The organism is Streptomyces sp. NPDC048291 (assembly GCF_043201715.1).
GTDB lineage: Bacteria > Actinomycetota > Actinomycetes > Streptomycetales > Streptomycetaceae > Streptomyces.
On record NZ_JBICZC010000001.1, the window covers coordinates 637,270 to 660,039 of the forward strand.

General features: G+C 72.3%; 19 protein-coding genes. 12 read left to right on the forward strand and 7 right to left on the reverse strand.

Annotated features, from left to right (window positions below; all coding sequences use genetic code 11):
* Nucleotides 1-51: 51 nt before the first annotated feature.
* The 9 genes from ACGF5O_RS02765 to lgt all read left to right on the forward strand — a co-directional run bounded on the left by ACGF5O_RS02765 (nt 52) and on the right by lgt (nt 7,080).
* Nucleotides 52-696, forward strand: coding sequence for a TIGR02234 family membrane protein (locus ACGF5O_RS02765; RefSeq protein WP_393808111.1), 645 nt, complete (start codon nt 52-54; stop codon nt 694-696).
* 253 nt (nt 697-949) lie between these two features.
* On the forward strand, nt 950-1,219 hold the full coding sequence (locus ACGF5O_RS02770; protein ID WP_393808112.1) for an HGxxPAAW family protein: 270 nt from the start codon (nt 950-952) through the stop codon (nt 1,217-1,219).
* A 74-nt stretch (nt 1,220-1,293) separates the two neighbouring features.
* On the forward strand, nt 1,294-1,743 hold the full coding sequence (locus tag ACGF5O_RS02775) for a DUF2752 domain-containing protein (protein WP_393808113.1): 450 nt from the start codon (nt 1,294-1,296) through the stop codon (nt 1,741-1,743).
* A 147-nt stretch (nt 1,744-1,890) separates the two neighbouring features.
* A complete protein-coding gene (trpC, locus tag ACGF5O_RS02780) occupies nt 1,891-2,700 on the forward strand; it encodes an indole-3-glycerol phosphate synthase TrpC (protein WP_393808114.1) in 810 nt (269 codons plus the stop codon).
* Nucleotides 2,701-2,721: 21 nt separating this feature from the next.
* Entirely contained in the window at nt 2,722-2,928 is a 207-nt protein-coding gene (gene trpM / locus ACGF5O_RS02785) for a tryptophan biosynthesis modulator TrpM (RefSeq protein WP_393808115.1), read from the forward strand.
* Between the two features lie 70 nt (nt 2,929-2,998).
* Nucleotides 2,999-4,288 carry a tryptophan synthase subunit beta gene (gene trpB / locus ACGF5O_RS02790; protein WP_393808116.1) on the forward strand — a complete coding sequence of 430 codons (1,290 nt, stop codon included), beginning with the start codon at nt 2,999-3,001 and terminating at the stop codon, nt 4,286-4,288.
* Nucleotides 4,285-5,103: a tryptophan synthase subunit alpha gene (trpA, locus tag ACGF5O_RS02795; RefSeq protein WP_393808117.1), complete on the forward strand. Its 819-nt coding sequence runs from the start codon at nt 4,285-4,287 to the stop codon at nt 5,101-5,103. Before trpB ends, trpA begins: the two co-directional genes overlap by 4 nt.
* A 103-nt stretch (nt 5,104-5,206) precedes the next feature.
* Nucleotides 5,207-5,983 carry a DsbA family protein gene (locus ACGF5O_RS02800; protein WP_393808118.1) on the forward strand — a complete coding sequence of 259 codons (777 nt, stop codon included), beginning with the start codon at nt 5,207-5,209 and terminating at the stop codon, nt 5,981-5,983.
* 92 nt (nt 5,984-6,075) lie between these two features.
* Nucleotides 6,076-7,080 carry a prolipoprotein diacylglyceryl transferase gene (gene lgt / locus ACGF5O_RS02805; RefSeq protein ID WP_393808119.1) on the forward strand — a complete coding sequence of 335 codons (1,005 nt, stop codon included), beginning with the start codon at nt 6,076-6,078 and terminating at the stop codon, nt 7,078-7,080.
* 129 nt (nt 7,081-7,209) lie between these two features.
* On the opposite strand, the gene ACGF5O_RS02810 is transcribed toward lgt, so the two are convergent.
* From ACGF5O_RS02810 to ACGF5O_RS02840, 7 genes are read right to left on the reverse strand one after another with little or no spacing between them, the layout of a single operon-like run.
* Complete coding sequence (locus tag ACGF5O_RS02810; protein ID WP_393808120.1) at nt 7,210-8,031, reverse strand: HpcH/HpaI aldolase/citrate lyase family protein; 822 nt, start codon at nt 8,029-8,031, stop codon at nt 7,210-7,212.
* The gene (locus tag ACGF5O_RS02815) at nt 8,028-9,311 is read right to left on the reverse strand and encodes a CaiB/BaiF CoA transferase family protein (protein WP_393808121.1); all 1,284 of its coding nucleotides are present in this window, start codon (nt 9,309-9,311) and stop codon (nt 8,028-8,030) included. Before ACGF5O_RS02815 ends, ACGF5O_RS02810 begins: the two co-directional genes overlap by 4 nt.
* Nucleotides 9,308-10,201 carry a ribokinase gene (gene rbsK / locus ACGF5O_RS02820; RefSeq protein WP_393808122.1) on the reverse strand — a complete coding sequence of 298 codons (894 nt, stop codon included), beginning with the start codon at nt 10,199-10,201 and terminating at the stop codon, nt 9,308-9,310. The genes ACGF5O_RS02815 and rbsK overlap by 4 nt, the downstream gene beginning before the upstream one ends.
* On the reverse strand, nt 10,198-11,757 hold the full coding sequence (locus ACGF5O_RS02825; protein ID WP_393808123.1) for an ADP-ribosylglycohydrolase family protein: 1,560 nt from the start codon (nt 11,755-11,757) through the stop codon (nt 10,198-10,200). Before ACGF5O_RS02825 ends, rbsK begins: the two co-directional genes overlap by 4 nt.
* A complete protein-coding gene (locus tag ACGF5O_RS02830; RefSeq protein WP_393808124.1) occupies nt 11,745-12,920 on the reverse strand; it encodes an ADP-ribosylglycohydrolase family protein in 1,176 nt (391 codons plus the stop codon). Before ACGF5O_RS02830 ends, ACGF5O_RS02825 begins: the two co-directional genes overlap by 13 nt.
* Before the next feature lie 8 nt (nt 12,921-12,928).
* Nucleotides 12,929-14,047, reverse strand: a complete 1,119-nt coding sequence (locus ACGF5O_RS02835) for an ADP-ribosylglycohydrolase family protein (RefSeq protein WP_393808125.1) — start codon at nt 14,045-14,047, stop codon at nt 12,929-12,931.
* The gene (locus ACGF5O_RS02840) at nt 14,044-15,246 is read right to left on the reverse strand and encodes an ADP-ribosylglycohydrolase family protein (protein ID WP_393808126.1); all 1,203 of its coding nucleotides are present in this window, start codon (nt 15,244-15,246) and stop codon (nt 14,044-14,046) included. Before ACGF5O_RS02840 ends, ACGF5O_RS02835 begins: the two co-directional genes overlap by 4 nt.
* Nucleotides 15,247-15,544: 298 nt before the next feature.
* Between ACGF5O_RS02840 and ACGF5O_RS02845 the strand changes: the two genes are divergently transcribed.
* The 3 genes from ACGF5O_RS02845 (at nt 15,545) to ACGF5O_RS02855 (ending at nt 22,699) form a co-directional block, all read left to right on the forward strand.
* Entirely contained in the window at nt 15,545-16,276 is a 732-nt protein-coding gene (locus tag ACGF5O_RS02845; protein ID WP_362652923.1) for a VIT1/CCC1 transporter family protein, read from the forward strand.
* Nucleotides 16,277-16,707: 431 nt separating this feature from the next.
* Nucleotides 16,708-21,246: a glutamate synthase large subunit gene (gene gltB, locus ACGF5O_RS02850; RefSeq protein ID WP_393808127.1), complete on the forward strand. Its 4,539-nt coding sequence runs from the start codon at nt 16,708-16,710 to the stop codon at nt 21,244-21,246.
* Nucleotides 21,239-22,699: a glutamate synthase subunit beta gene (locus tag ACGF5O_RS02855; RefSeq protein ID WP_393808128.1), complete on the forward strand. Its 1,461-nt coding sequence runs from the start codon at nt 21,239-21,241 to the stop codon at nt 22,697-22,699. Before gltB ends, ACGF5O_RS02855 begins: the two co-directional genes overlap by 8 nt.
* The last annotated feature ends 71 nt before the right edge of the window (nt 22,700-22,770 follow it).

The following is a 22,770-nucleotide window of genomic DNA, read 5'->3' on the forward strand; positions in this document are numbered from 1 at the left end:
GGCGCTTATCACCCGACCCCGGGTGACCGTTCGTGCGGGGTTCAGGCGATAGTGGGGTACGTGACTGCTGTTCCTCACCCCTCTTCCGAAGCCGGCGAACCCGCCCGGTCCGGCCGCCGCAGCCTCGCCGTAGCGCTGCTCTTCGGCGCACTCGGCGCGGCCGTGGCCCTGCTGTCCACCCGGCAGCGCTGGGCGGAGGGCACCGCGACGGTGGCCGGCGGCGACTTCCCGCTGACCGCCAGGGGCAGCGACGTCACGGGCGTCCCCGCGGCCCTCGCCATAGTGGGCCTCGCCGCGCTCGTCGCCGTCTTCGCCGTCCGCAAGGCCGGCCGCTTCCTGGTCTCCGGCCTCCTCGCGCTCTCCGGCGCCGGCATCGTCGTCGCGGCCCTGCTGGGCGCGTCCGACGGCTCCGCGCTCGACGAGAAGGCCGCCGAGGCCAGCGGTGACACCTCCGCCACGGTGGACGCCCTCAGCCATACCGGCTGGCCGTACGTCGCCGCGGCCGGCGGTGTGCTCATCCTGATCGCCGGGCTGCTGGCGCTGCGGTACGGGCGGCTGTGGCCCGCGATGTCCGGGCGGTACGAGCGCGGCACGGGGGCGGAGCGGCCGCGGCGCGCGCCCAAGCCGGTCGATCCCGACCGGCCCGAGGACATCTGGAAGGCGCTGGACCGGGGCGAGGATCCCACCGGAGCGTGACGCTTCGCTGGGGGGCGCCGTTGGGGGTGGTGTCGCTTGTCGGCTGTCTGCGGTCGCGTCGTGGCTGGTCGCGCAGTTCCCCGCGCCCCTTACGGGGCGCTACCGCCGGCGGGGGTTTCAGTCGATGTGGCGAATCAGACGCCACCCCCGCGTCCCGCACCGGTGCTCGTACGGGACAATGGAGGTCGAGCGTCCGGAAGGACACGTACGAGCTCGGGCCCGTACGACACGTACCAGCAACGAGGAGCAAGTCATGGCGGGCAGCAGCCACGGTCACACCCCGGCCGCCTGGACCGGCGTCACCATCGCCTTCATCGGTTTCTGCGTTTCGGGCGCGTTCATGGTGATGGCCCAGCCGCTCGGCTTCTGGGCCGGCATGGTGATCGTGGTCCTCGGCGGTGTGGTCGGCATGATCATGCGCTCCATGGGTCTCGGCCAGCCGAAGCAGAACAACGACGGCGCCCTGGTGATGTCGCACTCCGTCCCGGTCGTCACCCGTGAGCCGGTCGCCGCCGAGGGCTGACCGACCAGAGCTTTCCCGAGGGGCGTCCGGATCCGGACGCCCCTCTCGCGCGTGTGCCGACCGTACGGGGCACAATGCGAGGCGTGAACGCCGACAGCCACAGCGCAGCCGCCGCACCCGCGATGCCCTCCCTGCGGGGACGGCTGGCCGTGCCCGCGGGGGTGATGGCCGCTGTCGTCGGGGCCTTCGCCTATGTCGGCACCGTCGACCCCAACCAGCCCGGTCACTACCCGGTCTGCCCGCTGTACCGGTTCACCGGTCTGTACTGCCCCGGCTGCGGCGGCCTGCGCAGCGCGCACGCCTTCGTCCACGGCGACTTCCCGGCCGCGCTGCGGGACAACGCGGCGGGCGTCCTCGCCTATCTGGCCTTCGCCGCGGTGTGGACCGTCTGGGTGGTGCGCGCGGCGCGCGGCCGGCCCGCCCGGATCGAGCTGAGGCCGGTCCAGGCGTGGAGCCTGGGCGCGTTGCTGCTGGTCTTCACCGTTGTCCGGAACCTGCCCTTCGGTGGCTGGTTGCATCCTTGATCAACCGATGGATGTCCAGGTACTGGGACCGGCGTCAACCGGATGTGAGGCCTACCCCGTCCTCCGGATACCATCGCAGTGACCATGAGTTTTCGGCCCATGGGTTTTTGACCGCCTGGAAGAACCGTCCGGAAGGGGGCCGCTCGCGTGAGTGTGCTCGACGAGATCATCGACGGAGTCCGTGCCGACCTCGCGGAACGGCAGGCGCGCGTCAGCCTCGACGAGCTCAAGGAGCGCGCGGCGAAGGCGCGGGCCGCCAAGGACGGCGTGGCCGCGCTGCGCGGTGAGGGCGTCAAGGTCATCTGCGAGGTGAAGCGCTCCAGCCCGTCCAAGGGCGCGCTGGCCGCGATCGCCGACCCGGCAGGGCTCGCCGCGGACTACGAGGCGGGCGGCGCGGCCGTCATCTCGGTCCTGACCGAGCAGCGGCGCTTCGGCGGCTCGCTGGCCGACCTGGAGGCGGTCCGGGCCCGGGTGGACATCCCGGTGCTGCGCAAGGACTTCATCGTCACGTCGTACCAGCTGTGGGAGGCCCGCGCGTACGGCGCCGACCTCGCGCTGCTGATCGTCGCCGCCCTCGACCAGCCGGCCCTGGAGTCGCTGATCGAGCGCGCCGAGTCCATCGGCCTCACCCCGCTCGTCGAGGTCCACGACGAGGACGAGGTCGAGCGCGCGGTCGACGCCGGGGCCAAGGTGATCGGGGTCAACGCGCGCAACCTGAAGACCCTGGAGGTCGACCGCTCCACCTTCGAGCGGGTCGCCCCGGAGATCCCCGCGCACGTCGTCAAGGTCGCCGAGTCCGGCGTCCGCGGCCCGCACGACCTGATCGCGTACGCCAACGCGGGCGCCGACGCGGTCCTGGTCGGCGAGTCCCTGGTCACGGGCCGCGACCCCAAGGCGGCGGTGGCCGATCTGGTGGCGGCGGGCGAACACCCGGCACTCCGGCACGGCCGCCCCTGACCACCCGCTAGGCTGAACCCGATGACTCTCACCGTGACGACCGTGGACCGGTACGCCCGCCTCGCGCGCGGCTGCCGCCCCAGGGGCTGCCGAGCCCCCGCGAGGCGTGTCCACGGCCGCCGGGTGCGCTACGTCATCGGGGACGAACCCGGGCAGGTCAACGGACGTCGATGGCAGCGCGCCCCAAAGGGGCGCGGGGAACTGCGCGACCGGCCGCACACGGTCTGAGGTCGTACGACGGACTCCGCCCCCACGGCGAACAGTGTCTTTTCACACGCACTCACCGTGAGGTTTCCGCATGCCCAGCGACTACTTCTTCCCTGACCCAGAAGGCCAGGTGCCCTCCCCCGAGGGCTACTTCGGCGCCTTCGGCGGCAAGTTCATCCCGGAGGCCCTCGTCGCCGCCGTGGACGAGGTCGCCGTCGAGTACGACAAGGCCAAGCACGACCCCGAGTTCGCCCGCGAGCTCGACGACCTGATGGTCAACTACACCGGCCGCCCCAGCTCCCTGACCGAGGTCCCCCGCTTCGCGGAACACGCGGGCGGCGCCCGGATCTTCCTCAAGCGCGAGGACCTCAACCACACCGGCTCGCACAAGATCAACAACGTGCTGGGCCAGGCCCTGCTCACCAAGCGCATGGGCAAGACCCGGGTGATCGCGGAGACCGGTGCCGGCCAGCACGGCGTGGCGACGGCCACCGCCTGCGCGCTGTTCGGCCTCGACTGCACCGTCTACATGGGCGAGATCGACACCCGGCGCCAGGCCCTCAACGTGGCCCGGATGCGCATGCTCGGCGCCGAGGTCATCGCCGTGAAGTCCGGCAGCCGCACCCTCAAGGACGCCATCAACGAGGCGTTCCGCGACTGGGTGGCCAACGTCGACCACACCCACTACCTCTTCGGCACGGTCGCCGGACCGCACCCCTTCCCGGCGATGGTCCGCGACTTCCACCGCGTCATCGGCGTCGAGGCCCGCCGCCAGATCCTGGAGCGCGCAGGACGCCTCCCGGACGCCGCTGTCGCGTGCGTCGGCGGCGGCTCCAACGCCATCGGCCTCTTCCACGCCTTCATCCCCGACGCCGGCGTCCGCCTCATCGGCTGCGAGCCCGCGGGCCACGGCATCGAGACCGGCGAGCACGCGGCCACCCTCACCGCCGGCGAGCCCGGCGTCCTGCACGGCTCCCGGTCCTACGTCCTCCAGGACGACGAGGGCCAGATCACCGAGCCGTACTCGATCTCGGCCGGTCTCGACTACCCCGGCATCGGCCCCGAGCACTCCTACCTCAAGGACTCCGGCCGCGGCGAGTACCGCGCGGTCACCGACGACGCGGCCATGCAGGCCCTGCGCCTGCTCTCCCGCACCGAGGGCATCATCCCGGCCATCGAGAGCGCCCACGCCCTCGCCGGAGCCCTGGAGGTCGGCAGGGAGCTCGGCAAGGACGGGCTGATCGTCGTCAACCTGTCCGGGCGCGGCGACAAGGACATGGACACCGCCGCACGCTACTTCGGCCTGTACGACACCGAGGCCGACGCCGTGGTCGAGGCCGACGCCGCCGACACCGCCGAGATCGAGGGGGACGCCAAGTGAGCGGGAACATCCAGCTTCTGAACGACACCCTCGCCGGTGCCAGGTCCGAGGGCCGTGCCGCGCTCATCGCCTACCTCCCGGCCGGGTTCCCGACCGTGGCCGGTGGCATCGAGGCGATCAAGGCCGTCCTGGACGGCGGCGCGGACGTCGTCGAGGTCGGGCTGCCGCACAGCGACCCGGTCCTGGACGGCCCGGTCATCCAGACCGCCGACGACATCGCCCTGCGCGGCGGCGTGCGGATCGCGGACGTCATGCGCACGGTCAAGGAGGCCCACGAGGCCACCGGCAAGCCGATCCTCGTCATGACGTACTGGAACCCCATCGACCGCTACGGCGTCGAACGCTTCACCGCCGAACTCGCCGAGGCCGGCGGCGCGGGCTGCATCCTGCCCGACCTGCCGGTCCAGGAGTCGGCGCTGTGGCGGGAGCACGCCGAGAAGCACGGCCTCGCGACCGTCTTCGTCGTGGCGCCGAGCAGCAAGGACGAGCGGCTCGCGACGATCACGGCAGCGGGCAGCGGCTTCGTCTACGCGGCCTCGCTGATGGGCGTCACCGGTACCCGCGCATCGGTCGGGGCGCAGGCGCAGAACCTGGTCGAGCGCACCCGGGCCACCGGCACCGGGCTGCCGGTCTGCGTCGGCCTCGGCGTCTCCGACGCGGTCCAGGCCGCCGAGGTCGCCGGCTTCGCCGACGGCGTGATCGTCGGTTCGGCCTTCGTGAAGCGGATGCTGGACGCGCCGGACCACGCGGCCGGTGTGGCGGCCGTCCGCGAACTCGCCGGGGACCTGGCGAAGGGCGTGCGCGGCCAGGCGTGACCCATCGGGGGGAACTCCCGGCATAACAGAACATTCGGTCACTCGAACGGGTGGACCTGGGACCGGGGAGGCGCGGTGCGCCTCCCCGGTTCGTTCTGGGGGTGTGAGCGAGAAGAATCGTGACGGAAAGCGGATGGCCCGTGAGCGGCTGGCGGCCGAGCGCGAGAAGCAGAAGGCCGCGGACAAGCGACGGCGCGCGCTGATCGTCGGCGCGAGCGTCGTCTGCGTCCTGGGCCTGGCGGCGGTGGTCGGCGTGGTCGCCGCGAACTCGGGCAAGGACAAGGGCAGTGCGAGTTCCGGCCCGGTCGTGGCGCCCTCCGGCGCGCAGGGCAAGGACAGCCTCGCGATCCCGGTGGGCAAGGACGGCGCCAAGGCGACGCTCACCGTCTGGGAGGACTTCCGCTGCCCGGCCTGCCAGGCCTTCGAGACCGCGTACCGCCCGACGCTCCACGAGCTGGTCGACGCCGGCCAGCTCAGGATCGAGTACCACCTGGTCACGCTGATCGACGGCAACCTCGGCGGCAGCGGCTCGCGCAACGCGGCCAACGCGGCGGCCTGCGCCCAGGACGCCGGGAAGTTCCGTGACCTCCACGACGTGCTGTACGAGAACCAGCCCAAGGAGACCGACGACGCGTTCGCGAGCAACGACAAGCTGATCGAGCTGGCCGGCAAGGTGCAGGGGCTGAACACGCCGGCGTTCCAGAAGTGTGTCAAGAACGGCACCCACAACTCCTGGGTCGTCAAGTCCAACCAGGCCTTCCAGGCGGCGAAGTTCGACGGCACGCCGACCGTCCTGCTCGACGGCAAGAACATCTACCAGGACCAGACCATGACCCCGGCCAAGCTGAAGCAGCTGGTCGAGGACGCGAACAAGCAGTAAGGGGGAGTAGGCGATTCTCACGCCCCCGTTATGGAGCCGTAGCCGGGCTGGTTGCCGTCGGCCCGGTCCGGCACGGTAGCGTCGACCCTGCCATGGAAGAACTTGCCTACATTCCCAGCCCGTCGCGCGGAGTGATCCATCTCGGACCCATCCCGCTGCGCGGCTACGCGTTCTGCATCATCATCGGTGTCTTCGTAGCCGTCTGGCTCGGCAACAAGCGCTGGATCGCCCGGGGCGGGCGGGCCGGCACCGTGGCCGACATCGCGGTCTGGGCCGTACCGTTCGGCCTGGTCGGCGGGCGCCTGTACCACGTGATCACGGACTACGAGCTGTACTTCAGCGCGGGCCGTGACTGGGTCGACGCGTTCAAGGTCTGGCAGGGCGGCCTCGGCATCTGGGGCGCGATCGCGCTCGGTGCGGTGGGCGCCTGGATCGGCTGCCGCCGCCGCGGCATCCCGCTGCCGGCCTACGCCGACGCCATCGCCCCCGGCATCGCCCTCGCCCAGGCCTGCGGTCGCTGGGGCAACTGGTTCAACCAGGAGCTGTACGGCCGGGAGACGCATCTGCCGTGGGCGCTCCACATCACCTCCTCCGAGGGCGGCCGGGTGCCGGGCTACTACCACCCGACCTTCCTCTACGAGTCGCTGTGGTGCATCGGCGTCGCCTTCCTCGTCATGTGGGCCGACCGCCGCTTCACGCTGGGACACGGGCGGGCGTTCGCGCTGTACGTCGCCGCGTACTGCGTGGGCCGCGGCTGGATCGAGTACATGCGCGTCGACGACGCCCACCACGTCCTCGGTCTGCGGCTCAACGACTGGACCGCGATGATCGTGTTCCTGCTCGCGGTGCTGTACATGGTGGTCTCCGCGAAGAAGCGGCCGGGCCGGGAGACGGTGGTCGAGCCGGGCGCCTCCGACGATGCGGGTGTCTCCGACGGTGAGGCCGTCGGTGCCGGTGAGGCCGTTGAGGCGAAGGACGCGGAGGCCTCCGGCGACGGGGCCGAAGCGGAAGCCGAGGCCGCCGACGCCGACGAGGCCAAGGACGACGCTGAGGACGGGGTCAAGGACGAGGCCGGGTCGGGGACCAAGAAGAGCTGACCTGTTTGTCGTACGACGAGAGGGCGCCCGGGATCGAACCGGGCGCCCTCTTCGTGTGCGGGCGCCGTGGGGGTGCTCGCCGTTGCGGCGGAGAGAAAATTGCGGAAGTTGCCGGCGGGAGGGAAGGGGTCAGCGGCGGTTCAGCAGGGACAGGGTTCTGCGGGCCGCTGCTACCACCGCCGCGTCGATGAAGCTGCCGTCGGGAAGGGCCTGGGCGCCCTGTTCCGTGGTGGCGGCCTTGATGACCGTTTCGGCCTGTTCCAGTTCGGCCTCGGTCGGGAGGTAGGCCCGCTCGATGATCGGGAGCTGCCGGGGGTGGATCGCGGCCCGGCCCAGGAAACCCAGGGCGCGGCCGTGCGCGCAGGAGGCGGCGAGGCCGTTGAGGTCGCGGGTGTCGGGGTGGACCGACTGGGGCGGCGGGGCGAGGCCCGCCGCCCGCGCCGCGACCACGATCCGGGAACGGGACCAGTCGAGGCCGATGTCGTCCCGCACCCCCAGGTCGGCCCGTAGGTCCGCCTCGCCCAGGGAGATGCCCCGCAGGGCGGGGTCGGCGGCGGCGATGGCGTAGGCGTGCTCGATGCCGAGGGCCGATTCCAGGAGGGCGTACAGGGGGAGGGCGGTGGTCCGGGCCGCGAGGCGGCGGATGTCCTCGGGGCTCGTGACCTTCGGGAGGCGGAGTCCGGCGAGACCGGGGAGGGCGAGCAGGGCCTCGATGTCGGTCAGTGCCCAGGGGGTGTCCAGGGCGTTGATCCGGACGTGGACCGGGACCGGCTGGGGGTGGGCGAGGAGCTCGGCGGTGGCGGTACGGGCGTAGTCCTTGCGGTCGGGGGCGACCGCGTCCTCCAGGTCGATCACCACCACGTCGGTTCCGGAGGCCAGCGCCTTGGCGACCACATGCGGCCGGTCGCCGGGCACGTACAGCCAGGTCAGCGGGAACGGCGCCGCGCTCATACGGCGCCCTCCGCGCGCAGGGCCCGTACCTCGGCCGGGGTCAGGCCCAGCTCGGCCAGTACCTCGTCCGTGTCGGCGCCGTGCGGGCGGCCGGTCCAGCGGATCGCGCCGGGGGTGGCCGAGAGCCGGAAGAGGACGTTCTGCATGCGCAGCGGGCCCAGGTCGGGGTCGGGGACGGTCGTGATCGTGTTCAGCGCCTGGTACTGCGGGTCCTCCATGACGTCCCGCACGTCCTGGATCGGCGCCACCGCCGCCTCCGCCTTCTCGAACTCGGCCAGCACCTCGGCACGGGAGCGGACCGCGACCCAGCCGCCGACGGCCGCGTCGAGGACGTCGGCGTGCGCGGCCCGCCCCGCACCGGTCGCGAACCACGGCTCGTCGATCAGCTCCGGGCGCCCCACCAGGCACATCACGCGTTCCGCGATCGACTGGGCCGAGGTGGAGACGGCGACCCAGCCGCCGTCCGCCGTGCGGTAGGTGTTGCGCGGGGCGTTGTTGGCGGACCGGTTGCCGGTGCGTGCCTGGACGTAGCCGAGCTGGTCGTACCAGGTGGGCTGGGGGCCGAGGACGGCCAGGATCGGCTCGATGATCGCCATGTCGACGACCTGGCCCTCGCCGGTGCGGTCCCGGGCCGCGAGCGCGGTCATCACGGCGTACGCGGTGGCCAGCGCCGTGATGGAGTCGGCGAGCCCGAACGGGGGCAGCGTCGGCGGGGCGTCCGGTTCGCCGGTGATCGCCGCGAAGCCGCTCATCGCCTCGGCGAGGGTGCCGAAGCCGGGGCGGCGGGCGTAGGGGCCGAACTGGCCGAAGGCGGTGACCCGGGTCAGGACCAGGCGCGGGTTGGCGGCGGAGAGCTCCTCCCAGCCGAGGTCCCACTTCTCCAGGGTGCCGGGGCGGAAGTTCTCGATGATCACGTCGGCGGTGGCGGCCAGGCGGAGGAGCGTGGCACGGCCGCCTGGCTTGGACAGGTCGAGGGTGAGGGTGCGCTTGTTGCGGCCGAGCAGTTTCCACCACAGGCCGACGCCCTGCTTGGCCGGGCCGTGGCCCCGGGAGGGGTCGGGCTTGGCGGGGTGCTCGACCTTGACGACCTCGGCGCCGAAGTCACCGAGGAAGGTGGCGGCGAGGGGACCGGCGAAGAGGGTGGCCAGATCGAGGACGCGCAGCCCGGTGAGGGGCGGGGGCGGGGACTGGGGGTGCGTCGCCGGGTCCGTGGGTGCCGTGGGCGTCTTGGGTGTCCCGGGCGTCGTGGGTGTCGTGGGTGTCGTGGGTGTCGTGCTCATGCGGTGTACTGGGTTTCGATCTCCGGACGGTACGGCATCGACTCCGTCGCCCCTTCCCGCTGGACGGAGATCGCCGCCGCGGCCGCCGCCCAGGACAGGGCCTCGCGGATCGGTTTCTCCTCGGCCAGGGCCACCGCGAGGGCGCCGACGAAGGTGTCGCCCGCGCCGGTCGAGTCGACGGCGGTCACCCGGGGAGCGGGGATGACGAGAGGGGCGGCGTCGCGGGTGAGGTAGAGGCTGCCGGCCGCGCCGAGGGTGACGACGACCCGCGGCACCTGGTCGAGGAGCGCGGCCGCGGCGTCGCGCGGGTCGGCGCGGTCGGTGAGGGTGGCCGCCTCCCGTTCGTTCGCCACCAGCAGGTCGATGCTGTCGAGGAGTTCGGACGGCAGCGGGCGGGCGGGGGACGGGGTGAGGACGGTCCGGACGCCGTGGCGGCGGGCGGCCTGCGCACCGGCCACGACCGCCGCGAGAGGGATCTCCAGCTGGAGCAGGAGCATGTCGGCGGAGGCGATGACGCCCTCGTCGCCGGGGGAGAGATGGTCGACGGTGCCGTTGGCGCCGGGGATCACGACGATCGCGTTGCCGCCCTCGTCGTCCACGACGATGTGCGCCGTGCCGGACGGACCCTCGATCGTGCGCAACGAGTCCGTGTCCACGCCGGAGTGTTCGAGGGTCTCGCGCATCCGGGCGCCGTAGGCGTCGTGGCCGACCGCGCCGATCATCGAGACGGTGGCGCCGGCGCGGGCGGCGGCGATCGCCTGGTTGGCGCCCTTGCCGCCGGGGATCGTACGGAACGTCCGTCCGGTGACGGTCTCGCCGAGCTGCGGGGCCCGCTCGGCGTACGCGACGAGGTCCATGTTCATGCTGCCTAGTACGGCGATGTGGGTCATGAGCGGGTCGCCTCCAGGTGGGTGAGGTGGGCGAGGGCGTCGAAGCCGGTGCCGTCGAAGCCGGCGACGGAGGTGGCGAGGCGGTTCTTGAGCGGGGTCGTCCAGCGGTCGGGGAGCGTGTCGGGGTCCCCCGCGAGCAGTCCGGCCACGGAACCGGCGGTCGCGCCGTTCGAGTCGGTGTCCCAGCCGCCGCTCACCGCCCGGCAGACGGAGCCGGTGAAGTCGCCGTCGGCGTGGGTGAGGGCGGCGGCGATCAGGGCGGTGTTGGGGATGGCGTGCACCCAGTGGTGGGTGGGGGAGTGGGTGCGGTGGAGTTCGTCCACGACCGTCTCGAAGTCCTCGTGGGTCCCGGCCAGCCCGACCGCATGGTCGATCGCCTGCGCCAGGCGGGACCGGGGCGGGATCACCGTGCGGCCGGCGCGCAGACAGGCGTGGACGTCGCGGGTGCCGGTGGCGGCGGTGGCGATGACGGCCGCCGTGAACATCGCCGCGTAGACGCCGTTGGCGGTGTGGGTCAGGGTGGCGTCCCGGTGCGCCTGTTCGGCCGCGGCGGCCGGGGCGCCGGGGTTGGTCCAGCCGTGCGCGTCGGCGCGGATGAGGGCGCCGATCCACTCGCGGAAGGGGTTGCGGTGGCGGGCGGTGTGCGGGGGTTCGATGCCGGTGAGGAGGTTGCGGTAGGCGACGCGTTCGGCGGTGAAGGTGCGGCCTGCGGGGAGTTCGTCGAGCCAGAGGGCGGCCACGTCGGCGGTGGTGAAGTCCCTGGTGCGGCGCTGGAGCAGGAGGAGGTTGAGGAGGGGGTAGTTGAGGTCGTCGTCCTCGGGCATGCCGTCGATGTTCTCGGCGAGGGAGGTGGGGGCCGAGCGGCGGTTCCAGGGGTGGGCGGCGAGGAGTTCGGCGGGGACGCCGTGGGCGGTGAAGTACTGGTTCAGGGGCCAGTTGCCGGTGGCGCGGGCGAGTTCGCGGATCGCGTGCAGCGGAAGCTTCTCGACGGGTTTGCCGAGCAGACAGCCGACGGCTCGGCCGAGCCAGGCGGCCTGGTAGGCGCGGGGGGTGGGGACGCTTACCTGCGCTGGCAGGGTGCCTCCCCCAGCCTTCGGCCGGGGGGACCCCCAGCGCCCACCCGTGCCGCCTGGGGGTCCCCCCAGGCCTTTAGGGCTCTGGGAGAGGCACGACTGCCCGCAGCTGGGGCGTGCCCCGTAAGGGGCGCGGGGAACTGCGCGATCAGCCGTATCGGACTCGCAGTCGCACGACGGCCCGCACCGCCCTCCCCGTGGCGCGGTCGGCCACTCGGGACACAGCGCCTTGATCTCGGCCAGCTCCGTCGGCTCGTCCAATTTGCTCGGCAGGTCCGCGAGTTCGTCGAGGAGGTCCTCCGCGAGCCGGCGCAGATAGCGGGACGCCCGGTCCGGCGACGCGCCCGCGCGGCTCGGCGCGTCCGCGCCCCCCGCCGCCCGCCACCGCGCCTGGATCGCCGACGGCTCCCGCCCGTCCTGCCGGGCCTGGCACAGCTCGTGGCCGAGCAGGTCCTCCGGCTGGACCCAGGTCAGCCGGAGCAACTCGGACCTCCGAGGCGGGTGAAGTGCTCCTCGTGGGCGCGGCGGCGTTCGATGTCGCGGGCGAAGACCTCCCGGGCCACCCCGGTCAGGACACGGGGCGGTTCCCAGAGGTCGAGGCGGCTGGCCTCGGCGACCCGCTTCGACCAGTCCTCGGGGACCGGCGAGCCCAGCGCCCCGGCGATCGCGCCGGCCATCGTCGCGATGGAGTCGCAGTCCCGGCCGTAGTTGACGGAACCGAGGACGGCGTGCCGGTAGTCGCCGTCGGCCACCAGCAACATGCCCAGGGCGACGGGGAGTTCCTCGATCGCGTGGAGGCGGGAGGGGCGGCGGGCGCCGAGGGAGGGGGACCGGTAGTGGGGGCCCACCGTGTCGTAGGGGGCGATCGCCTCGCGCACGGGGGTGAGCGCCGACTCGAAGTCGGAGTGCTGGGCGGCCGTTTCACAGACGCGTTCGATCGCCTCGCGGGTGCCGTCCTTCGCCACGGACAGGCAGACGCCGACCACGGAGTCCGCGGTCGCGCCGGGCGCGGTCGCCGCCGCCACCGCCGCGGCGAAGACGCCCGCCGCCTCCCTGCCGTACGACGACTGGTGGGCGCCCGCCACGTCCAGGGCCTCGGCGTACGCGGCCCGCGGGTGCGCGGCGTTGACCAGGCCGACCGGTGCCATGTACATCGCGGCACCGCAGTTGACGATGTTGCCGACGCCGGCCTCACGGGGGTCGACATGGCCGTAGTGGAGGCGGGTCGCGAGCCACTTCTCGGCGAGGAAGACCCGGTGGAGGGGGATGGTCTCCGTCTCCAGTTCCGGGATCCAGCGCGGGTTGGTCATCAGGTCCGGGACCAGGTGGTCGGCGATCGCGTACGCGTCGAGGTGGTCGCGGACCCTGTCGTACACCCGTACCAGCGCATGGGTCATCAAGGTGTCGTCGGTGACGTGCCCGTCGCCCTTGTGGTACGGCGCGATGGGGCGGGCGGTGCGCCAGGCGTCGCCGTTCCAGGGGCCGACGATGCCGTGGATCCGGCCGCCGTGGCGTTCGAGGATCTGGTCGGGGGAGTAGCCCTCGACCGGACCGCCGAGGGCGTCGCCGACGGCGGCTCCGACCAGTGCTCCGGTGATCCGGTCGTCGAGCGAAGCTCCGGCGCTTTCTTCTCCTTTGGGCGTCATGCACCGAATCATCCACCTGCATGGGCCGGTTGTGTGGCTTCCAGGAGTTCGGCGAGTTCCACCAGATCCGTGCCGGTGAGGCGGGGGAGGGCGCAGCCGGAGAGGGTGCGGCAGGCGTCCCGCCAGGACGGCGGGATCGCGGTCGCGCCGCCGAGGGCGCCGGTGAGCGCGCCGGCCAGGGCGGGGGCCGAGTCGGCGACCCGGGAGAGACAGGCGGCGGCGGGTACGGCCTCGGCGATCCGGCCCCGGGCGGCGGTGGCGAGGGCGAGGGCGACCGGGACGGTCTCCGCGGCGGCGATGCCGTAGCTGTAGACGTGGTCGACGATTTGGTGTTCCAGGAGGGGGAGCAGGGCGAACGCGGAGTCCGTGGTGCCGGCGAGGGTGAGGGCGTGCCGGGTGTTGCGGCCGATCTCGGTGGCCTCGGGGAGTTCGCCGAGGGCCGCGGCCACGCAGGTCTCGACCTCGGCGCCGACGAGGGCGAGGGCGAGGGCCGCGGCCATGGCCCGGGCGCCGTGCACGCCGTCGCCGTCCTGGGTGTAGCGGGCGTCGAACTCGGCGAGGTCGGCGGCGCGTCGGGGGTCGCCGGGGTGGGCGACGGCGAGGGCGCAGGCGCGGACGCAGGCGGCGTCGTCGAAGTAGTGCGGGTTGTCGTGGCCGGTGGCGGGCGGGCGCAGGCCGGCGGCGAGGTTGCCGAGGCCGGCGCGGACGGAGATGCGGGCGCGCAGGGGGAGTACGGCCGACTCGATCTCCGGGGCGCGTTCGGCCGCGGCGGCGACCTCGGAGGCGACGGCGGTCCAGGTGAGGTCGATGGCGGCGCGGGTACGGAGCTCGCGGCTGAGGTCGCCGAGGACGGTGTCGTCGCCGGCGCGCAGCACGGCTTCCGCGGCGAAGGCCGCCCACTCGGCGTCGTCGGAGGGGCCGAGACGGAGGGGCTCGGGGGGCTGGTTGAGGGCGATGGGGACGGGAAGGGTGGTGGTCGCGTTCTGTTCGGCGAAGGTGTCGAGTTCGCGGGTGAGGCGGCGGGTCCATTCCGGCATCCGGGACGCGCGGTGCCGCGCGGAGGGCCACCCGGCGGCGTCGCCCGCGGCGAGCCCGAGCAGCAGCCCCTCGATACGCCGCCGCTTCACCGAAGCCCCTCGCTGCACCCGGCCCCGAGGGGGCTCCGCCCCCTGGACCCCCGGGACCTCGCCCACCCGCCACCCGACTCGGTCGGCAGGGAAGCGGGCGCCGAGGGCTGCGGCTCAGCGGGGACGAGGGCGGCCGGTTCAGGATGTGGCTCGGTCCGCAGAAAGGCTCGCGGGGTGGATTGCGGGTCGGTCTGTGCCGCAGCCGCAGCCAGCAGCAGTTGCGCCACCTCCAGTACGTGGTGGCCCGCCATCGACGGCAGGCAGCTGCCGCGGGCCGGGCCGATCGCCGCTGCCCACTCCGGTGGGATCGACGCCTCTCCCCGTGTCGCCCCGGCCAGCGCGCCGGCCACCGCGGCCGTGGTGTCCGCGTCGCGTCCCATGTTGACGGCGGTCAGTACCGCGTCCCGGAAGTCGCCGTCGGCCGCCGCGTACGCGCCGAAGGCCAGGGCCACCGCCTCCGGGGCCAGGTCGGTCCAGGGGTAGCCGCCGATGACGACGGCGGAGCGGACCGCCCGTTCGCCACGGTGGGCCACGGACACCGCGCGGCGCAGGGAACGGGCCGTCCACGAGTCGTCGGGGACGACGGCGAGTGCGGCGGCCACCACCGCCGTCGGCGGAGCCCCGGCCATCGCCGCCGCGACCCCCGCCGCCACCGCCTGGCCGCCGTAGATGCCCTCGCCCTCGTGGCTCACCGAGCCGTCGACGGCGACGAGCCGGGCCGCCTCGGCGGGCCGGCCCGCGGCGAAGACGCCGAAGGGGGCCGCCCGCATGGCGAGGCCGTCGCTCCAGGCGTGCCGGTGCTGGGCGGAGATCGGGGCGGCGAGGCCCCGGCGGAGGTTCTCCAGGGTGCCGCGTTCGCTGAAGCCGGCGCCCTTGAAGGGGCCCTCGGCGCGGTCGGCGATCCACTCGTGCCAGGCCGCCTCGGCATGGGCCGGGGTGAGCGCCGAGCCGTGGCGGGCGAGGAGGAGGCCGGAGAAGATCGCGTACTCGGTGTCGTCCGTACCGGCGGGACGGTCGGTCACGTATCCCGTGATGCGGCCCCAGCGGGCGCGGATCTCGGAGGGCTTCATGTTCTCCGCCGGCGCCCCGAGCGCGTCTCCCACGGCCAGGCCCAGGAGCGCGCCCCGTGCCCGGTCGTGCAGCTCGGGGGCGCGCTCGTCGGGGGCGGGGAGCGGCGGGGTGCAGACGATCGATGACATGGGCGGGCCTCTCCGGGAGGGGCTTCGCGCGAGGGCGCGGAACCGTTTGCGGATGTGTCCCACCAACGGCGGTTGACCGCAGCCTGACCGGCCTCTACATCACCCGGTCGACATTTGTGCACCCCCTCGCACGTGTGAGCGGAAAGCGATAAAACCGCAGGTTAGCCGAGCCTTTCCTTGCTGGCGTCGGGGAATGTCCGGGCGTAACGTCAGCGTTGTCGAAAGATAGAACTTGTCCAAAGTTAGCTTTGCCTCAGCTTATTCGGGGCATACCGCGAGACCTTTTGGGGGACCCCTCATGGCCGTCATCGAGACCCAGGCGACCTTGCACGAAGCCCACCGCGACAACCACACCCACCGGGATGTGAACGGTGGCTGGCTGCGGCCCGCCGTCTTCGGCGCCATGGACGGGCTGGTCTCCAACCTCGCCCTGATGACCGGTGTGGCCGGCGGGGCCGTCGGTCATCAGACCATCGTGATCACCGGGCTCGCGGGTCTCGCCGCCGGCGCCTTCTCGATGGCCGCGGGCGAATACACCTCCGTCGCCTCGCAGCGCGAGCTCGTCGAGGCCGAGCTGGACGTCGAGCGCCGGGAGCTGCGCAGGCACCCGCAGGACGAGGAGGCCGAGCTGGCCGCGCTGTACGAGGCGCGGGGCGTCGAGCCGGCGCTGGCCCGGGAGGTCGCCCGGCAGCTGTCCGCCGACCCCGAGCAGGCGCTGGAGATACACGCCCGCGAGGAGCTCGGGATCGACCCCGGCGACCTGCCCTCCCCGCTGGTCGCCGCCGTCTCGTCCTTCGGGTCGTTCGCGCTGGGCGCGCTGCTGCCCGTGCTGCCGTTCCTGCTCGGCGCGACCGCGCTCTGGCCCGCCCTGCTGCTGGCCCTCGCCGGACTGTTCGGCTGCGGTGCCGTGGTGGCCAAGGTGACCGCGCGGACCTGGTGGTTCAGCGGTCTGCGGCAGCTCGCGCTGGGAGGTGCGGCGGCCGGTGTGACGTACGCCCTGGGCACCCTTTTCGGGACGGCCGTAGGATAGGGCGACTGGTAGCTATGCGTTGGACTGCATAAGTACCCGTTACTCGCTGGTTTCGAATGCTTAACCACTGGGCATGAGCCGTAAGCGCCGCAGGCAATGAGGCCTGCCATGCACCTGTGGGGTGGCGTGACGCTCACCCCCGCCCCTGCGGACCGATGGACACGGATCTGTCCGGATCGGTCCCCCACCACCTTCACCGCTATGCGCGGTACCTCGCCGTAAACCCCTACGGCGTCCGCATGTTGGAACGGTGTATCCAGTTCCCGAGAACCGCTCCATCATGTAACCTGCGTGAAATTTCGCAACAAAAACGCAGAGGGCCAGCGTCGTCCCTCGGCACCTGCTATACGCCACTGACGACGACGGGAGAGCCGATGCGTACGCCGCGCCAGCCGTCCCAGCACTCCACGAACGGCCGAAACTGGTCGTTCATGGATGCTCGCCCTGCTGCGCAGGGTATGTACGACCCCCGCAACGAGCGCGACGCCTGTGGCGTCGGCTTCGTGGCCACCCTCACCGGCGAGGCGAGCCATGCGCTGGTCGAGCAGGCGCTCACGGTTCTGCGCAACCTGGAGCACCGCGGCGCGACCGGTTCCGAGCCCGACTCCGGAGACGGCGCCGGCCTGCTCTCCCAGGTGCCCGACGCCTTCTTCCGCGAGGTGGCCGGATTCGAGCTGCCGGCGGCCGGTTCGTACGCCGTGGGTATCGCCTTCCTGCCCGAGGACGGCACGCAGGACGCCGTCTCGCGGATCGAGACGATCGCGGCCGAAGAGGGCCTGACCGTCCTCGGCTGGCGCGAGGTCCCGGTCGCCCCGCAGCTGCTGGGCGCCACCGCCCGCTCCACCATGCCGGTCTTCCGGCAGGTCTTCGTCACCGACCACGCCAGCGAGGGCATCGCGCTGGACCGCAAGGCGTTCGTGCTGCGCAAGCGCGCCGAGCGCGAGGTGGGCGTCTACTTCCCGTCGCTGTCGGCGCGGACCATCGTCTACAAGGGCATGCTGACCACCGGCCAGCTGGAGCCCTTCTTCCCGGACCTGTCCGACCGCCGCTTCGCATCCGCGATCGCGCTCGTGCACTCCCGGTTCTCCACGAACACCTTCCCGTCGTGGCCCCTCGCGCACCCCTACCGGTTCGTCGCCCACAACGGTGAGATCAACACCGTCAAGGGCAACCGCAACTGGATGCGCGCCCGCGAGTCCCAGCTGGTCTCCGACCTGTTCGGCCCGCAGGAGAAGCTGGACCGCGTCTTCCCGATCTGTACGCCCGACGCCTCTGACTCGGCCTCCTTCGACGAGGTGCTGGAGCTCCTGCACCTCGGCGGGCGTTCGCTGCCGCACTCCGTGCTGATGATGATCCCGGAGGCGTGGGAGAACCACGACTCCATGGACGCGGCCCGCCGCGCCTTCTACGGCTACCACTCCACGATGATGGAGCCCTGGGACGGCCCCGCCTGCGTCACCTTCACCGACGGCTCCCAGGTCGGTGCCGTTCTCGACCGCAACGGTCTGCGTCCCGGCCGCTACTGGGTCACCGACGAGGGCCTGGTCGTCCTCGGCTCCGAGGTCGGCGTCCTCGACATCGACCCCGCCAGGGTGGTCCGCAAGGGCCGGCTGCAGCCCGGCCGGATGTTCCTCGTCGACACGGTCGAGCACCGCATCATCGAGGACGACGAGATCAAGGCCGGCCTGGCCGCCGCGCAGCCGTACGCGGAGTGGCTGGAGGCCGGCGAGATCGAGCTGGGCGACCTGCCCGAGCGCGAGCACATCGTGCACACCCACGCCTCGGTCACCCGCCGCCAGCAGACCTTCGGCTACACCGAGGAAGAGCTGCGCGTTCTCCTCGCGCCGATGGCCAAGGCCGGCGCCGAGCCGATCGGCTCCATGGGCACCGACTCGCCGATCGCCGCGCTGAGCGAGCGCCCGCGCCTGCTCTTCGACTACTTCACCCAGCTGTTCGCGCAGGTCACCAACCCGCCGCTGGACGCGATCAGGGAAGAGCTGGTGACGAGCCTGCGCTCGTCCCTCGGCCCCGCGGGCAACCTGCTCGACCCGAACGCCGCGTCCTGCCGCTCGGTCGTGTTGCCCTTCCCGGTGATCGACAACGACGAGCTGGCCAAGCTCATCCACATCAACGCCGACGGCGACATGCCCGGCTTCAAGGCCGCGACCCTGTCCGGCCTGTACCGGGTCTCCGGCGGCGGCGACTCCCTCGCCGCGCGCATCGAGGAGATCTGCGCCGAGGCCGACGCGGCCATCGAGAACGGCGCCCGGCTGATCGTCCTGTCGGACCGGCACTCGGACGCCGAGCACGCGCCGATCCCGTCGCTGCTGCTCACCGCGGCCGTCCACCACCACCTCATCCGCACCAAGCAGCGCACCCACGTGGGCCTGCTGGTCGAGGCCGGTGACGTCCGCGAGGTCCACCACGTCGCCCTGCTGATCGGGTTCGGCGCCGCCGCCGTCAACCCGTACCTGGCCATGGAGTCCGTCGAGGACCTGACCCGCGCGGGCACCTTCCTGCCGGGCATGGAGGCCGACCAGGCCATCCGCAACCTGATCTACGCCCTCGGCAAGGGCGTCCTGAAGGTCATGTCCAAGATGGGCATCTCCACGGTCGCCTCCTACCGCGGCGCCCAGGTCTTCGAGGCCGTCGGTCTCGAAGCGGGCTTCGTCGACAAGTACTTCAACGGCACCGCCTCCAAGATCGGCGGCGTCGGCCTCGACGTCATCGCCAAGGAGGTCGCCGCCCGCCACGCCAAGGCCTACCCGGCCTCCGGCATCGCGCCGGCCCACCGCGCCCTGGAGATAGGGGGCGAGTACCAGTGGCGCCGCGAGGGCGAGCCGCACCTGTTCGACCCGGAGACGGTCTTCCGCCTCCAGCACTCGACCCGTGCGAACCGCTACGACATCTTCAAGAAGTACACGGACCGCGTGAACGAGCAGTCCGAGCGGCTGATGACGCTCCGCGGCCTGTTCGGCTTCAAGTCCGACCGCCCGTCGATCTCCGTCGACGAGGTCGAGCCGGTCTCCGAGATCGTCAAGCGGTTCTCCACCGGCGCCATGTCCTACGGCTCCATCTCGCGCGAGGCCCACGAGACCCTCGCCATCGCGATGAACCAGCTGGGCGGCAAGTCCAACACCGGTGAGGGCGGCGAGGACCCGGACCGCCTGTACGACCCGGCCCGCCGGTCCGCCATCAAGCAGGTCGCCTCCGGCCGCTTCGGCGTGACCTCCGAGTACCTGGTCAACGCGGACGACATCCAGATCAAGATGGCCCAGGGCGCCAAGCCCGGCGAGGGCGGCCAGCTGCCCGGCCACAAGGTCTACCCGTGGGTCGCCAAGACCCGGCACTCCACCCCGGGCGTCGGCCTGATCTCCCCGCCGCCGCACCACGACATCTACTCCATCGAGGACCTGGCCCAGCTGATCCACGACCTGAAGAACGCGAACCCGAAGGCGCGGATTCACGTCAAGCTGGTCTCCGAGGTCGGCGTCGGCACGGTCGCGGCCGGTGTGTCCAAGGCGCACGCGGACGTCGTGCTCATCTCCGGCCACGACGGCGGCACGGGTGCCTCCCCGCTCACCTCGCTGAAGCACGCGGGCGGTCCCTGGGAGCTCGGCCTCGCCGAGACCCAGCAGACCCTGCTGCTCAACGGCCTGCGCGACCGCATCGTCGTGCAGACCGACGGCCAGCTGAAGACCGGCCGTGACGTGGTCATCGCCGCGCTGCTCGGCGCCGAGGAGTTCGGTTTCGCGACCGCGCCGCTCGTCGTCTCCGGCTGCATCATGATGCGCGTCTGCCACCTCGACACCTGCCCGGTCGGCGTCGCCACCCAGAACCCGGTGCTGCGCGACCGCTTCTCCGGCAAGGCCGAGTACGTCGTGAACTTCTTCAGGTTCATCGCCGAGGAGGTCCGCGAGATCCTCGCCGAGCTGGGCTTCCGCACCATCGAGGAGGCCGTCGGCCACGCGGAGGCGCTCGACGTCACCCGTGCCGTGAACCACTGGAAGGCGCAGGGCCTCGACCTGGCCCCGCTCTTCTACGTGCCCGAGCTCCCCGAAGGCGCCTCCCTGCACCGGACCGTCGCGCAGGACCACGGCCTGGAGAAGGCCCTGGACAACGAGCTGATCAAGCTCGCCTCCGACGCCCTGGCCGCCTCCAGCGCCACCGACGCCCAGCCGGTGCGCGCCCAGATCAAGGTGCGCAACATCAACCGCACGGTCGGCACCATGCTCGGCCACGAGGTGACGAAGAAGTTCGGCGGGGCGGGTCTGCCCGACGACACCATCGACATCACCTTCACCGGCTCGGCCGGCCAGTCCTTCGGCGCCTTCCTGCCGCGCGGTGTCACCCTCCGCCTTGAGGGCGACGCCAACGACTACGTCGGCAAGGGCCTCTCCGGCGGCCGTGTCATCGTCCGTCCGGACCGGGCGGCCGACCACCTCGCCGAGTACTCCACCATCGCGGGCAACACCATCGCGTACGGCGCGACCGGCGGCGAGCTGTTCCTGCGCGGCCGGACCGGCGAGCGGTTCTGCGTCCGCAACTCCGGTGCGCTGGTGGTCTCGGAGGGCGTGGGCGACCACGGCTGCGAGTACATGACCGGCGGCCAGGCGGTGGTCCTCGGCGAGACGGGCCGCAACTTCGCGGCCGGCATGTCGGGCGGTGTCGCCTACGTGATCGACCTGAACCGCGACAACGTCAACGCCGGCAACGTGGACGCGATCGAGGCCCTGGACGACGCGGACAAGCAGTGGCTGCACGACGTGGTGCGCCGGCACGCCGAGGACACCGGCTCGACGGTCGCCGACAAGCTGCTCGCCGACTGGGACACGGCCGTGCAGCGGTTCAGCAAGATCATCCCCAGCACGTACAAGGCAGTGCTCGCCGCCAAGGACGCCGCCGAGCGAGCGGGTCTCTCCGAGACCGAGACCCACGAGAAGATGATGGAGGCGGCGATCAATGGCTGACCCGAAGGGCTTCCTGAACCACGGCCGTGAGGTCGCCAAGACCCGCCCCGTCGCCGACCGTGTCCGGGACTGGAACGAGGTCTACGTCCCCGGCTCCCTGCTGCCGATCATCAGCAAGCAGGCCAGCCGCTGCATGGACTGCGGCATCCCGTTCTGCCACAACGGCTGTCCGCTCGGGAACCTGATCCCCGAGTGGAACGACTTCGCCTACCGCGAGGACTGGCCGGCCGCCTCCGAGCGCCTGCACGCCACGAACAACTTCCCGGAGTTCACGGGCCGCCTGTGCCCGGCCCCGTGCGAGTCGGCGTGCGTGCTCGGCATCAACCAGCCGGCCGTCACCATCAAGAACGTCGAGGTCTCCATCATCGACCAGGCGTGGGAGGCCGGGACCGTCGCCCCGCAGGCCCCCGAGCGCCTGTCCGGCAAGACCGTCGCCGTCATCGGCTCGGGCCCCGCGGGCCTGGCCGCCGCCCAGCAGCTGACCCGGGCCGGCCACACCGTCGCCGTCTACGAGCGCGCCGACCGCATCGGCGGCCTGCTCCGCTACGGCATCCCCGAGTTCAAGATGGAGAAGCGGCACATCAACCGCCGTATCGAGCAGATGCGCGCGGAGGGCACCCGCTTCCGTACCGGTATAGAGATCGGCGTCGACCTCAAGGCGACCGACCTGAAGAAGCGGTACGACGCGGTCGTCATCGCCGCCGGCGCCACGACCGCCCGTGACCTCCCGGTCCCCGGCCGCGAGCTCAAGGGCGTCTACCAGGCGATGGAGTACCTGCCGCTCGCCAACAAGGTCCAGGAGGGCGACTACGTGGTGTCGCCCATCTCGGCCGAGGGCAAGCACGTCGTCGTGATCGGCGGCGGCGACACCGGCGCGGACTGCGTGGGCACCGCCCACCGCCAGGGCGCGGCCTCCGTCACCCAGCTGGAGATCATGCCCCGGCCGGGCGAGGACCGCGCGCCGAACCAGCCCTGGCCGACCTTCCCGATGCTCTACAAGGTCACCTCGGCGCACGAGGAGGGCGGCGAGCGGGTCTACTCCGTCTCCACCACCCACTTCGAGGGCGACGAGGAAGGCAACGTCCAGTGGCTGCACCTCACCGAGGTGGAGTTCGTCGAGGGCAGGCTGACCCCGAAGCCGGGCACCGAGCGGAAGATCCCCGCCCAGCTGGTCACCCTCGCCATGGGTTTCACCGGCACCGACCGGGTGAACGGCGTGGTCGACCAGTTCGGTCTCGAACTCGACGAGCGCGGCAACGTCGCCCGCGACGCCGACTTCCAGACCAACGTGCCGGGCGTCTTCGTCGCCGGTGACGCGGGCCGCGGCCAGTCCCTGATCGTCTGGGCGATCGCCGAGGGCCGCTCCGCCGCCAAGGGCGTCGACCGCTTCCTCACCGGAGCGAGCGACCTCCCGGCCCCGATCCGCCCGACGGACCGCTCCCTGATGGTCTGACCGACCATCACCCCGTAGAACGTCCCGTACAAAGGCGTACGGGCGGGCCGTCTGGGGGGACACCCCCCAGA

Bases quoted from the DNA above. Each gene is read 5' to 3' on its own strand.
- ACGF5O_RS02775 (WP_393808113.1), top strand. From the start codon at position 1,294: ATGCGAGGCGTGAACGCCGACAGCCACAGCGCAGCCGCCGCACCCGCG.
- trpM (WP_393808115.1), top strand. From the start codon at position 2,722: ATGACTCTCACCGTGACGACCGTGGACCGGTACGCCCGCCTCGCGCGC.
- ACGF5O_RS02810 (WP_393808120.1), bottom strand. From the start codon at position 8,031: ATGAGCGCGGCGCCGTTCCCGCTGACCTGGCTGTACGTGCCCGGCGAC.
- rbsK (WP_393808122.1), bottom strand. From the start codon at position 10,201: ATGACCCACATCGCCGTACTAGGCAGCATGAACATGGACCTCGTCGCG.
- ACGF5O_RS02840 (WP_393808126.1), bottom strand. From the start codon at position 15,246: ATGTCATCGATCGTCTGCACCCCGCCGCTCCCCGCCCCCGACGAGCGC.
- ACGF5O_RS02830 (WP_393808124.1), bottom strand. From the start codon at position 12,920: ATGACGCCCAAAGGAGAAGAAAGCGCCGGAGCTTCGCTCGACGACCGG.
- lgt (WP_393808119.1), top strand. From the start codon at position 6,076: ATGGAAGAACTTGCCTACATTCCCAGCCCGTCGCGCGGAGTGATCCAT.
- ACGF5O_RS02855 (WP_393808128.1), top strand. From the start codon at position 21,239: ATGGCTGACCCGAAGGGCTTCCTGAACCACGGCCGTGAGGTCGCCAAG.
- trpB (WP_393808116.1), top strand. From the start codon at position 2,999: ATGCCCAGCGACTACTTCTTCCCTGACCCAGAAGGCCAGGTGCCCTCC.
- gltB (WP_393808127.1), top strand. From the start codon at position 16,708: ATGGATGCTCGCCCTGCTGCGCAGGGTATGTACGACCCCCGCAACGAG.
- ACGF5O_RS02815 (WP_393808121.1), bottom strand. From the start codon at position 9,311: ATGAGCACGACACCCACGACACCCACGACACCCACGACGCCCGGGACA.
- ACGF5O_RS02770 (WP_393808112.1), top strand. From the start codon at position 950: ATGGCGGGCAGCAGCCACGGTCACACCCCGGCCGCCTGGACCGGCGTC.
- ACGF5O_RS02845 (WP_362652923.1), top strand. From the start codon at position 15,545: ATGGCCGTCATCGAGACCCAGGCGACCTTGCACGAAGCCCACCGCGAC.